The 12,140-nt window shown below is 66.0% G+C and carries 13 protein-coding genes; 6 read left to right on the top strand and 7 right to left on the bottom strand.

Going from position 1 to position 12,140, the window contains the following annotated elements:
- Positions 1–35 precede the first annotated feature (35 nt).
- Complete coding sequence (selD, locus tag RBT54_RS15205) at positions 36–1,076, top strand: selenide, water dikinase SelD (RefSeq protein WP_320367905.1); 1,041 nt, start codon at positions 36–38, stop codon at positions 1,074–1,076.
- 7 nt (positions 1,077–1,083) lie between these two features.
- On the opposite strand, the gene RBT54_RS15200 is transcribed toward selD, so the two are convergent.
- Positions 1,084–1,722: an arylesterase gene (locus RBT54_RS15200; protein ID WP_320367904.1), complete on the bottom strand. Its 639-nt coding sequence runs from the start codon at positions 1,720–1,722 to the stop codon at positions 1,084–1,086.
- Here RBT54_RS15200 and RBT54_RS15195 point away from each other — a divergent pair.
- On the top strand, positions 1,706–2,416 hold the full coding sequence (locus RBT54_RS15195) for an ABC transporter ATP-binding protein (RefSeq protein ID WP_320367919.1): 711 nt from the start codon (positions 1,706–1,708) through the stop codon (positions 2,414–2,416). The two genes, RBT54_RS15200 and RBT54_RS15195, sit on opposite strands and share 17 nt — an antisense overlap.
- A 115-nt stretch (positions 2,417–2,531) precedes the next feature.
- On the opposite strand, the gene serB is transcribed toward RBT54_RS15195, so the two are convergent.
- The 4 genes from serB to RBT54_RS15175 form a co-directional block, all read right to left on the bottom strand.
- A complete protein-coding gene (gene serB, locus RBT54_RS15190) occupies positions 2,532–3,365 on the bottom strand; it encodes a phosphoserine phosphatase SerB (protein ID WP_320367903.1) in 834 nt (277 codons plus the stop codon).
- Positions 3,362–4,441, bottom strand: coding sequence for a 3-deoxy-7-phosphoheptulonate synthase (locus tag RBT54_RS15185; protein ID WP_320367902.1), 1,080 nt, complete (start codon positions 4,439–4,441; stop codon positions 3,362–3,364). The genes serB and RBT54_RS15185 overlap by 4 nt, the downstream gene beginning before the upstream one ends.
- 160 nt (positions 4,442–4,601) lie before the next feature.
- Positions 4,602–5,273, bottom strand: coding sequence for a hypothetical protein (locus RBT54_RS15180; protein ID WP_320367901.1), 672 nt, complete (start codon positions 5,271–5,273; stop codon positions 4,602–4,604).
- A gap of 162 nt (positions 5,274–5,435) precedes the next feature.
- On the bottom strand, positions 5,436–5,873 hold the full coding sequence (locus RBT54_RS15175; RefSeq protein WP_320367900.1) for a PRC-barrel domain-containing protein: 438 nt from the start codon (positions 5,871–5,873) through the stop codon (positions 5,436–5,438).
- Between the two features lie 398 nt (positions 5,874–6,271).
- Between RBT54_RS15175 and RBT54_RS15170 the strand changes: the two genes are divergently transcribed.
- Together RBT54_RS15170 and RBT54_RS15165 are read left to right on the top strand one after the other, a co-directional pair.
- Positions 6,272–7,918, top strand: coding sequence for a peptidoglycan-binding protein (locus RBT54_RS15170; RefSeq protein WP_320367899.1), 1,647 nt, complete (start codon positions 6,272–6,274; stop codon positions 7,916–7,918).
- A 78-nt stretch (positions 7,919–7,996) separates the two neighbouring features.
- Positions 7,997–8,539 (top strand): ferritin-like domain-containing protein, encoded by a 543-nt coding sequence (locus RBT54_RS15165; RefSeq protein WP_320367898.1) that lies wholly within the window; start codon positions 7,997–7,999, stop codon positions 8,537–8,539.
- Positions 8,540–8,624: 85 nt separating this feature from the next.
- Here RBT54_RS15165 and RBT54_RS15160 read toward each other — a convergent pair whose 3' ends face one another.
- Positions 8,625–9,800 (bottom strand): AI-2E family transporter, encoded by a 1,176-nt coding sequence (locus tag RBT54_RS15160; RefSeq protein ID WP_320367897.1) that lies wholly within the window; start codon positions 9,798–9,800, stop codon positions 8,625–8,627.
- A 318-nt stretch (positions 9,801–10,118) separates the two neighbouring features.
- Here RBT54_RS15160 and RBT54_RS15155 point away from each other — a divergent pair, with 318 nt between their 5' ends.
- Together RBT54_RS15155 and RBT54_RS18470 are read left to right on the top strand one after the other, a co-directional pair.
- Positions 10,119–10,463: a hypothetical protein gene (locus RBT54_RS15155; protein WP_320367896.1), complete on the top strand. Its 345-nt coding sequence runs from the start codon at positions 10,119–10,121 to the stop codon at positions 10,461–10,463.
- Positions 10,406–11,419, top strand: coding sequence for a hypothetical protein (locus RBT54_RS18470; protein WP_413788464.1), 1,014 nt, complete (start codon positions 10,406–10,408; stop codon positions 11,417–11,419). The genes RBT54_RS15155 and RBT54_RS18470 overlap by 58 nt, the downstream gene beginning before the upstream one ends.
- On the opposite strand, the gene RBT54_RS15145 is transcribed toward RBT54_RS18470, so the two are convergent.
- Positions 11,335–11,895, bottom strand: coding sequence for a glycine zipper 2TM domain-containing protein (locus RBT54_RS15145; protein WP_320367894.1), 561 nt, complete (start codon positions 11,893–11,895; stop codon positions 11,335–11,337). The genes RBT54_RS18470 and RBT54_RS15145 overlap by 85 nt on opposite strands.
- Positions 11,896–12,140: the final 245 nt, after the last annotated feature.

Below are 12,140 nucleotides of genomic sequence, written 5' to 3'. Positions count from 1 at the left end.
CTCTTGCGCCGCGCGTCGCTTTCTCCCTCGGAAACATGAACGAAATCAGACTGACCGAATTCTCCCACGGCGGCGGCTGCGGCTGCAAAATCGCGCCCGGCGTGCTCTCCGATCTGCTGGCTACCATGCCCGCCGGCCTCGTGCCACCCGAATTGCTGGTCGGCACCGACACGGCCGACGACGCCGCGGTGTACAAGCTCAACGAGCGCCAGGCCATCGTCGCCACCACCGACTTCTTCACCCCGATCGTCGACAACCCGCGCGACTTCGGCCGCATCGCCGCCACCAACGCGCTGTCGGACGTCTACGCCATGGGCGCGACGCCGATCATGGCGCTGGCGATCGTCGGCATGCCGCTCGACAAGCTGCCGCCCGAAGTGATCGGCGAGATCCTCAAGGGCGGCGCCGAGATCTGCCGCGAGGCGGGCATCCCGATCGCGGGCGGGCACTCGATCGACGTGCTCGAGCCGATCTACGGCCTCGTCGGCCTGGGCGTGGTCGATCCGGCGCGCGTGCGCACCAACGCAGGCGCCAAGGCCGGCGACGTGCTGATCCTGTCCAAGCCGCTGGGCATCGGCATCCTGTCGGCGGGCTTGAAGAAGGGCCGGCTGTCGGAAGACGGCTACGCGCAGATGATCCGGTGGACCACCACGCTCAACCGCGTCGGCGCCAAGCTCGCCGACATCGACGGCGTGCATGCGGTGACCGACGTCACCGGCTTCGGCCTCGCCGGCCATCTGCTCGAGATGTGCCGCGGCGCGTCGCTGACCGGTGCGGTGAACTTCGACGCGCTGCCGGTGATCGAGGAGGCGCTCGCATTGGTGCAGGACGGGGTGGCGACCGGTGCCTCGACGCGCAACTGGGCGAGCTATGGCGCCAGCGTCGAGTTGCCGGCGGATGCGCCGGAGTGGCAGCGCAAGCTCGTCACCGACCCGCAGACCTCGGGCGGGCTGCTGATCGCCTGCGCGCCCGGCGCGGTCGAGGCCGTGCAGGCCGCGATCAAGGCCGAACAGGGCGAGGAAGGTGTCGTGATCGGCGAGATGCGGGCAGGGGCTGCGCGCGTCGTGGTTGCCTGACCGCTGCTTAGCGTCGCTGCGCGCGCGCTTCTGCCTGGGTGAGCATCGGTTGCAGCTTGGCCCACACGGTGTCCAGGATCCGCGCCTGCGCTTCGGCCGTCGGATGGATGCCGTCGGCGAGGAACAGCTCGGGGCGGTCGGCGAAGCCGTCCATCAGGAAGGGAACGAGGGGCAGGTCTTCGCTCTCGGCCAGCTCACGAAAGACCGCGCTGAAGCGCCGCGTGTACGCCGGCCCGTAATTCGGCGGCATCTGCATGCCGACCAGCAGCACGCGGGCGCCCGACCCGCTGGCCGCGGCGATCATCGCCTTGAGGTTGTCGGCCAGCAGTTGCGGCGGCAGGCCGCGCAGGCCGTCGTTGGCGCCGAGCTCCAGGATCACGATGTCGGGCGCGTGCTGTTCCAGCGCCGCGGGCAGGCGCGAGCGGCCACCGGAAGACGTTTCGCCCGATACACTGGCATTGACGACGACATGGCGGAACCCTTTGTCGTCGAGGCGCGTCTGCAACAGGGTGGGCCAATCCTGTCCTTTTTCCAGACCGTAGCCGGCCGACAGACTGTCGCCCCACACCAGGATGGTTCCTCCGGCTTGGGCCATACCGGCAAAGAACAACATGAATACGAAGGTAGCGATGAATCTCAGCGGCATTGCGCTCTCCAATCCGGTCATCGAGGTCGATGGCCTGTCAAAGCAGGTGGGGCTGGCCGACGGCCAGGGCGATCTGCATATTCTGCAGGACGTGAGTTTTGCGGTGGGGGCCGGCGAGTCGGTGGCGATCGTCGGCGCCTCGGGCTCGGGAAAATCGACCCTGCTGGGATTGCTCGCCGGGCTCGATGTTCCCACGCGCGGCGCGGTGCGGCTGCAGGGCACCGATCTCATTGCGCTCGACGAGGACTCACGGGCCGCGCTGCGCGGGGAGTCGATCGGTTTCGTGTTCCAGTCATTCCAGTTGCTGCCGGCGCTCACCGCGCTGGAGAACGTCATGCTGCCGCTGGAGCTGGCCGGTGCGGACGATGCGCGTGCGGTCGCCACCCAGTGGCTCGAGCGGGTGGGCCTCGGTAGCCGCCTGCGCCACTATCCGAAGCACCTCTCGGGCGGCGAACAGCAGCGCGTGGCGCTGGCGCGTGCCTTTGCGCCCAACCCGCGCGTGCTGCTCGCCGACGAGCCGACCGGCAACCTCGACGCCGAGACCGGCAAGGCAATCATCGAGCTGATGTTCACCCTCAACCGCGAGGCGGGCACGACCTTGATTCTGGTCACCCACGACGAATCGCTCGCGCGTCGTTGCGGGCGCGTGCTGCGCATGCAGGCCGGGCGCTTGTTGGAGGAGGGCGCCCGCTGAGGCGGGGGCACACGCTGCGCGCATTCACGGGCGAGCCCGGTCCTACGGGTAAGCGCCGAGATGCCCAGCACTGTGGGAGCGGGCTTGCCCGCGAATGGATCGACGCGCTGAACAGTCAGGCGCCGAAGATGTCGAGAATGCCGTCCAGCCCGGTGTGATCCAGGCAGCAGTGCGCCACGTCGCGTAGCACCGGCTTGGCGTGGAAGGCGACGCCGAACCCCGCTGCACGCAGCATCGGGATGTCGTTCGCGCCGTCACCCGCCGCGATCACCTGCTCGGCCTTGAGGCCGAGTTCATCGCGCACGCGCTCCAGGTGCGCGGCCTTGGCTTCGCCATCCACCACATCGCCCACCACCTTGCCGGTGAGCTTGCCATCGAGCACCTCAAGCTCGTTCGCATAGGCGTAGTCGAAGCCCAGGCGCGCCTTGAGCCGCTCGGTGAAATAGGTGAAGCCGCCCGACACCAGCACGGTACGAATGCCCGCGCGCTGCAGGCCTTGCAGCAGGCGCTCGGCACCGGGGTTGAGCTGCAGGCGGTGATCGAAGACCTCGGCCAGCGCGCTCTCGGGCAAGCCCGCGAGCAGCGCCACCCGGCGCGTGAGTGATTCGCTGAAATCGATCTCGCCCTGCATCGCCGCCTCGGTGATCGCCGCCACCTCGCGCTTGAGGCCCTGCATGTCGGCGATCTCGTCGATGCACTCGATGTTGATCAGCGTCGAGTCCATGTCGGTGACGAAGAGACCGAAATCGCTCAACTGACTGCCTTCGGGCAGCCAGACGTGATCCAGCCCGCCCTCGGCGCAGGTGGCGACCAGCGCCTCGTGCGGCTTGGCGCCGACGAGCCGGAACGAACGCGTGGTGATCTGCTCGATCTCGCGCGTCTCGGTGAGCTTGGCGACGTTCTTCAGCGCAACGCTATCGACGTCGCCCGCCAGCACGACCAGGTTCATGCCCGCCGCTCCACTTTGGGAAGCACGTCGCGCAGCACGGCGGCGGCGTTGCGGATCATCTCTTCGGTCGTGTCCCAGCCCACGCAGGCGTCGGTGACCGAGCAGCCGTACTTCAACTGCGACAGGTCGGCCGGAATCGGCTGGTTGCCGGCTTCGATGTTGCTCTCGATCATCAGCCCGACCACCGACTGGTTGCCCTCGCGGATCTGGTGCATCACGTCCTTCATCACCAGCGGCTGGAACTCGGGCTTCTTCCACGAGTTGGCGTGCGAGCAGTCGACCACGATGTTCTTCGCCAGCCTGGCCTTGGCCAGCGCCTGTTCGGCGAGCGAGATCGACACCGTGTCGTAGTTCGGCCGGCCGCCGCCACCGCGCAGCACCGCGTGGCCGTAGCGGTTACCGCGCGTGCGGGTGACCGCCGACTGGCCCTGGTTGTTGATGCCGAGGAAGCTGTGCGGGCTGCCCGCCGAGATGATCGCGTTGATCGCCACGTCCATGTCGCCGTCGGTGGCGTTCTTGAAGCCGACCGGTGTCGACAGGCCCGAGGCCATCTCGCGGTGGGTTTGCGATTCCGAGGTGCGTGCGCCGATCGCGGTCCACGCGATCAGGTCGCCGTAATACTGCGGCGCGATCGGGTCGAGCGCCTCGGTGGCGGTTGGCAGGCCGATCTCGCACACATCGAGCAGGAACTTGCGCGCGCGCTCCATGCCGACGTCGATGCGGAAGGAGTCGTCCATGAACGGATCGTTGATGAAGCCCTTCCACCCGGTCGAGGTGCGCGGCTTCTCGAAATACACTCGCATCACCAGCAGCAACGTGTCCGACACCTCGTCGGCCAGCGTCTTGAGCCGGCGCGCATAGTCCAGCCCGGCCTCCGGATCATGGATCGAGCACGGCCCGACCACCACGAACACGCGCGGATCCTTGCGATCGAGAATGTCCATCACCGCCTTGCGCCCGGCGACCACCGACGCGGCAGCGCGCTCGGTGAGCGGGACCCGCGCCTTGATCTCCTCGGGTGAGGGCATGTGGTCGAAGGCGAGGACGTTGAGGTTTTCGGTCTGGGTGAGGGGCATTGCTGGGCTCCGGAACGCGGCCTGGAAATTCCGGGATTGTAACGCCCGAGGCGGGGCATGTCCCTCTCGAATTGGGGTGCGGAGGCTGGCCACAGACAGGGCTGTCGTGCCTGCCGGGCCGGCGGGATGCCAGCGCAGGAACTCGAATGCCCCCGAGATCTCAGGACTGGGCAGGAAGCTGATCGGTGCCCTGGAGCGAGTCGGTGATGATTCGTTTGGCCAGTTCGCGCTCGGCTTCGTTATGGGTACGCACCACCAGGGCGGTATTGCCCTTCTCGACGGCATCCATCACCAACTCGGAGAACTTGCCCTCGCGCGCATCGCCACCGTCCTTGCGGTTCGCGCCGACCGCTGCACCGACAACGCCGCCCAGGCCGGCGAACCAGCCGAGCATGGCCAGGGGTGCAACCACCGGACTGGCAACGAACAGGGTCACGCTTGCCGCGGCGAGCGCCACTGCTCCGATGGCTCCGATACCCGTGCCTACTGCGGTGCCGATCGCCCCGTCCACCAATAGGTCCCTGAGGACCTCATCGCGGTCCGTTTCACCGGGGCCGGTCCACATCAGCGATTGGGATGGATCATCGATGATGCGCAGTGCCGAGTCCGTAAAGCCGAGTTCGATGAGATGCTGCCGAACACCTTCGGCCTCCGCGCGGCTGGGATAGATCGCCGATACGGTGTGAAGACTGTCGCCGGACGGTGCGAGTGCGGCGAACCTGTCCGAGCCTGCCGTCGGTATCAAGGTGCCCGCATCAATCGGCAGGATCGGGGGCACGATGGTCCCGCCGCCGGAATCACTGTCTGGATTGCGTTCTGATGGCACGTTCATGATGACCTCCTGTGTATCTGGTGCTCGATGGTGCTCGATGACGACGCGAAGCCGTGTCCTGGCTTCGCATCCGCCAGTCGTCAATGTTCAGTGCTTCCTGAGTTCCTGCCCCACCACGACTGCGGTTTGCCGGATCCCGTGGTGGGGCAGGTCGTGCCGGACTTAGAGCGTCGGCCCGTATTGATCGGGTTTGGTGCCGTAATAGGTGTGAATCTTCGCGGTCCACTCAGGGTCGGCCATGTCGGGCCAGACATCCTTGTCGAAGCCCGGGGCGTCCTTGAGACGATCCTTGTCCACGTTGAGCACGAAGCATCGCCTGTCGCGATCCAGCGTCATCGCGCGCCAAGGCACGGCGAAGAGCTTTTCGCCCAACCCCAGAAACCCGCCGAAGGACAGCACGGCGTAGCTGATCTGGCCGGTGCGGGGCTCCAGCATCACATCCTTGATCCCCCCCAGGTCTTCGTTCTGCAGATTGACGACATCGTTGCTGGCAAGGCTTGAGTAGCTCAGCAGCGTATGTCCGGCCTCGCCGTGTTCGAAGGTGGCAGGCCGATCGGGATTCACAAGGCCGAGATCGCCCGCTCTGGTTTCCATAGTCATGTTCAACTCCTTGCTGTGATTCATTCAACAACCGTTGATCGGCACAAGTCCGAGCCGGGCGCCAGCCGATCACTCGGTGCCCGGAGTGACGACAATGGTCGCCTGGGCCCTTGCGGTCTGTGCGCCGGCGCACCCTGGTGCGCGCTCAGCGCAGTCCGAAGAATCCCAGGATGAACAGCACGACGACGACGAGACCAATGATGTAGATGATGTTGTTCATGATGGTGCCCCTTACGCGGATTGAGTGACCGACGCGCATCGACGCGCAGTTCGGTAGAACACAGTCTAGTCGCGCGATCACACCCACTCTGTGCGATGCCGTACAGATGGGTCTGGCGTGCCCCTCCTACGATGTGCCGACACGCTATGGGAATTTTCTCCCGCACGAGGGGTGCATCATGTTCGATCGACGCAATGGTTTGCCTGGTCCTTTTGCCGCGCTGGTGCTCGGTCTCTCCGCATCCTTTGGCTGGTCCGGGCCGCTGCTCGCGCAGGCGGAGGCGGCCACGCAGCTCACCGGGTCGGCCTTTCAGGTCGCCCAATACTCCAATACCGTTCTCGAGCTGCAGCGCGAACTGAACCAGCTCGGTTTCAATGCCGGACCGGCGGACGGCGTGATGGGTGCGCGCACCCGCAGTGCAATCCGGGCCTACCAGGCGGACAACGAGCTGCTGGTGGACGGTCAGCCTAGCGCTAGCCTGCTGTCGCATGTACGCGCCACCGGCCAAGGCCGGACGCCCCCACCTGCCACGTCGACAACCGGGGCTTCATTCCAGATGGTCGCGGACATCCAGGAGGCGCTGCGCGGGTCCGGTTACACGCCCGGGCGCGAATCCGGTCGGCTGGACGATCAGACCCGTGCGGCGATCCGCAGCTATGAATCGGACCATGGCTTGCTGATGTCGGGTGAGCCGAGCGTCGAGCTGCTCCGGCACATGCGCGAGCGTGCCAACGCAGCACCGGCCCCAGCCCCGAGCGCGCTGCCGGTGGATGCGAACACGCTGGCGCGCATACAGGCCGAACTGCGCGAGCGCGGCTACCCGATTCCGCTGATCAGCGGCCGCATGGATGCCCCGACCCGCCAGGCCATCCGTGAGTATCAACAGGGCCAGGGGGTGTCGGTGACCGGCGAGCCCAGCCAGGCGCTGCTCGACGCGCTGCGCACCGGCAGTGCCGACACGACCCCCGAGCTCGGCCTGAGCCGCGAACAACGCGCAGCCGCGCAGCGTGCGCTGAACGAGCGCGGCTACGACGCCGGGCCGCCCGACGGCGTGCTCGGGCCGCGCAGCCGGGTCGCGATCCGGACCTTCCAGGCCGCAAACCAGCTCGGCGCAACCGGCACGCTCGATGCGCAGACGATGAAAGGGCTCGGCGTGGCGGCCACGCTCGCGGCATCGCCGCCAGCCACCGCTTCGTCCTACCGTGTGCGAGTGCGCGACGACTTCTCCGACGGCGACCACACCCGCAATCCGGCCTGGCGCATCGCGTCGGGCCGTCTCGAGGTGCGTAACGGCGGCTTGAATTCGGTGGTCACCCCGTCTGCGGCACGTCCGCAGGACGCGGGTCGCCAGTTGATCGAGGATTTGCTCAAGCAGCAGCTCGGCGTCGGGCGCCCCGGCCAGGAGGGGGCGGTGGCCGCGGTGGCCTATCTGCCGATCCGCCTGGCACCGGTGTTCCGCATGACGATGCTGGTCTCGGGTTCCGCCGAGCCTTACAGCCACCTGGAACTGGGCCCCTATCGCGGCAACGGGTTGAACCACGGCTATCGTCTCAGCCAACGTGGCGACCAGCCGCTGCAGCTCGTCTTTGCCGACGAGCGCGGCGCGTCGGTCATTGCCAGCGCCCGCTACCGGCTCGAGAACAGCGTGCCGCAACGCCTGATCTGGCAGCGCGACGCCGAAGGCCGCATGACGGTGAGCCGCGACGGTGAGGTGCTCATCGACGTCGTCGACCGCAAGGCGGGCGAGGGATTCGATGGCTTCTCGCTGATCAATGCCGGTGGCGAATGGACACTGCACGAGCTCGTCGTCGAAGACCGCAGCTGACATGTCTCCGGATTCGGCGCGCAGCGTGCCCGCCCGCGCGCCACCATGGCAAGAAAACAGACGACGATGGAGGAACAGATGACGACGACAGCGGTTCAATCCGATGTGCAGGGCGTGCGCGCACGTGCCCGCCAGAACATCGAACAGGGTGCGGTGACCTCGCGCTACAGCGGCCATCTCGTTACCGTGCTGAAGCGCCTCAACGATGCGCTCGCGACCGAGCTGGTATGCGTGCTGCGCTATCGGCGGCATCACTTCATGGCGCGCGGGATTCATTCGCAGGCGGTGGCGGCGGAGTTCCTGGTGCACTCGAACGAGGAGCAGACGCACGCCGACCAGCTGGCGGCCCGCATCGTGCAACTGGGCGGCGAACCCGATTTTTCGCCGGACACGCTGGTCCGCCGCAGCCACGCCGAGTATGTGGAAGGCGCGACGCTGGCCGACATGATCACCGAGAATCTGGTCGCCGAACGGATCGCGATCGACAGCTATCGCGACTTCATCCAGTACATCGGCGATCAGGACCCCACCACACGGCGCCTGCTCGAATCCATTCTCGCAATGGAAGAGGCGCATGCGGATGAACTGGCCGCCCTGCGCGACGAGATTCCGCAGCGATAGTGCGCGCGGCTTGCCGAAGCACTCGCAACGAATGACGGTTGGCGCCGGCCCGGGGCCGAGCAGTCCCGGGCCGAGGAGCGCGGGGCTAGTCGCCGAGCAATTCGCCGACGGGTTTCAGATCCTCGACGCGGTCGCACACTGCCTTGATGGCCATCAGGATGGGCAGACCCAGCAGCAGTCCCCACAGGCCCCACAGCCAACCCCAGAAAAGCACCGCCGTGAAGATGACGACCGGGTTCATCCGGCTTGCCCGGCCGATCAGCCAGGGTGTCAGCAGGTAGCCTTCGAGTGAGGTGATGAGCAGCGCGATCCCGGAAACGAACAAGGCCATGCCGAGGGTTCCGAACTGCATAAAGGCGACGAGCAGTGTTGCACCGGACACGATCACCGGGCCGATATAGGGGATGATCTTGAGCACGCCGGCGGCGATGCCCCAGATAGCCGCGTGTTCCATGCCAATGGATACGAAGGCGAGCCAGGTGGCCAGACCGACCGCAATGCTGGTGAGAGTCTGGACCAGCATGAAACGCTGAATCTGCCCGTTGATGTCATCGAGCACCTGCAGCGTGATCTTCTTGTTGGTCAGCGTGGGACCGGCCAGTCCGACCAGCTTGCGTCGGAACTTGTCGCCCGACACCAGCACGAAGAAGGCCAGAAACATGACCATACCGAGCTGTGCGGCAAACCCGATCGCCCCTTTGGTGCCCATCCACAGGTAGTCCTGCACGTTGAGCATGGGTTTCTCGATCTGGACCCGGGTTACACCGTGGGGTGCGGCGGGTGCCGGCGCGCTAGTCTCGCTCGCAACTTGCTCGAGTTCCGTGGCGGCGCGCTGCACTTTTTCCATCTTGCCTTCCGAGGCGCCGATCCGTGTGGGGAGGGCGTCGCGAAGCTTTTCCACCGCAGCCGGCAGGGTTTCGATCAGGTTGCTGGTTTCGTCAGCGAGCGAATAGACGGCGGAGCCCGTCCCGCCGAGGATGGCAAGCAAGAGCACTGCCGCACCAAGCGCGCGTGGGATGTGCCACCGTTGCAGCAGGTTGACCGGCCCCGAGAGCGCGTAGCTGATCATCACGGCGAGCATCAGCGGGATGAAGATCGCCTGCGCCCAGTGCAGCGCAAAGACGACAGCGATGACGGCCAGCACGGTCAGCGCGACGCTGTTGGCGTCCCTTGGCATTTGCAGGGTCGCCTGGAGGGGCGGTGCCTTCGCCTCGTCCTCGTCAAGGGCATCCTCTTTCAGGGGCGAAATCTCGCTCTTCATTGGCGAATGCTCCGTAGGCGATTGCGCGCCGCCCGATGACTGCGCGGAAGTTCAGGATGGTACGCCGGAGCCTGCCTTCTCTGTGCGGTGGCAGACCATGCTGCGACAGGCCCAAGGCGCGGTAGCCAGCGGTCATGCGCCGTCGCCCCGGCATCGCACCTCACCCCTCGCGTGCAGATGTGCGCCAGCAGACAGATCGGTACGAGAGTCCAACCGATCATGAGCGGGCGCTGATCGTGCCTGGTGCGGGCTTGTTTGCTGAGCTTGCCTGCTTCATGCGCGTGATGCGCACTCTTATAACGTCCGGGAGGCGAGATCATGAGAACGATCGGAAAGGTCGCAACGTGGCTGGAAGTCGCGGCAGCTGTGTATTCGCGTGACAAGCGCGTCAGCTTGCGTGTTCATCCACTCGTGCAGGCGGCCGACGAGATTCCGCACAAACGCAGGGACAAGCGTTATTACGGGATCACGGTCGATGGGCGCTGGTTGTTCTCCAACAATGGACGGCTTACGGTATTGAGGGGGCTGAAAACGGTAGAGCGCTTTGCGGATCTAATAAAGGTACCCGCCTACGAGTCCGGGGAGCCCGCGCAAATCGACGTCGACTGTGGCAAGACTTCACACTGTATTTCGGTCGATCGGAACAGGGCGCTACACGGCTGACCGTCGCTCCACACGAGGCGCGACATGCACTCGCGCACGCCAGCGACGCTCGATCTCCGATTCACTGCAAGGAAACCGACAATGACCCTCCTTACCCACGATTTTGCCAGCGCGCTCGAGGGCGCCGAAGCGCCCTCCGTATAGCTTTACCAGCCCACGCACCGTTCCCATCCCGCGAATCAGCAGGGCCCGATTCGCTTCCGCAATCTGGTGAAGGCGCTCGAGCACACACTCCGGCAGCAATACCCCGAGGCGGAAATCGCCAGTCTGCTGGTACCCTTCGAAGCCCTCGCCAACGACGAGGCACACTGGAATCACACGCTGGACGGGCTGGTGGTGTTCGCAGCGCCTGGGCTGTTCCGGGTTCTGGCCACCCAGCGCCCGGTGGAGGAACTGGTCGTGGTGGCCGACAGCTTTCACCCCAAGCCGCTACGGCGTCTGCTGCAAAGCGCCGGCCGTTACCAAGTGCTCGGATTGAGCCGAGATGCGATGTCACGGTTAACCCCGATGCGGTATCCATCGAGGAGCTGCGTGGCCGTGCATGGGAAGTCGTTGAACCCGAGTATCGCGCGCGGCTTGCGGCCCTCGGCGAAGCATTCGGGCAAGCCCGCGCCAACGGACTGGGTAGCGAGGCCCTCGCCGAGGTTGCGGCGGCGGCGGTGGCCGGTCGCGGCGAAACACTCCTGATCGAGGCGGATCGACTGATTGCGGGCCACCTCGACGAGACGACCGGACAGGTCGTCAAAGGCGAACTCGACGACCCGTTGGTCGATGACATCCTTGACGCCCTGGGCGAAATGGTTGTGAGCAAGGGTGGTCAGGTGTGGGTGGTTCCGGCGAGCCGATTGCCCCGCTCGCCGGACGGGTCCTTTCAATACCGCTGCAGTACACCCTCTCCGACCCGTACCCGGTCACCGACGCGGAAGTCTGCTTCAAGTGGCTGCAGCATGGCCTGATACGATCCATCGCTCATCCGTACCGTGATCTTGAGCAGATCGGGCTGGGCCTGCGCTTGCTGCGGCCGGTTCTCCATCTCGTGGCCGACATAGGCGCCACCGGCCGCGCCGATCACCGCCGCCGCGGTCCTGCCGCTTCCGCCGCCGATCTGACTGCCTACCAGACCGCCGACCACGGCGCCCGCGACGGTCCCGAGACCGATGCCACTACCGCTGCCGCCAGTCGCCGTCGGTTCCTGGCTAACTCGTTCGACCGAATGCACTACGCCGTATCCGGTGGCGATCCGGGCTGGATAGGTCTCGGCCGGCTGCGTCGTCACCGGATAGGTGCTGGCTGGATAGCTGCCCGACGTGGCCGACGGGTATGAGGGGGCAGGGCTGCCGCCATACAGTGGGTCGTTCATCGTCCCGCATGCCCCGAGTGTCAGCGCGGCCAGCAGGCCGAGCGCGGGGCCGTTTAGCATGTTTGATTTCATGGTGATCCTCTTCGTCTGGACTGAAAGGGGCGACCGCTTGATGCTGCCGGTGCCGGTCGACCTCCCCGCAGCCGCCCGGATTGTCAGCAGACAGACGCGGGAGGATGACCGTGGATCGGGTCGATCTACTTTAAGCTTGGCGAGCTGCAACGGCGGTGTCTGTGCGCTGGCACGCCTGTGGGTGGGAGGGCGCTGGGGTGCAGCTCGAGGCGGCTAAAGTTCTGCGTCTTCCGGCCGTAACGCGA

This window comes from Thauera sp., assembly GCF_034003485.1.
Classification (GTDB): domain Bacteria; phylum Pseudomonadota; class Gammaproteobacteria; order Burkholderiales; family Rhodocyclaceae; genus Thauera.
Note: the sequence above shows the minus strand (reverse complement) of the source record. Positions and strands in the feature narration are given on the sequence as shown.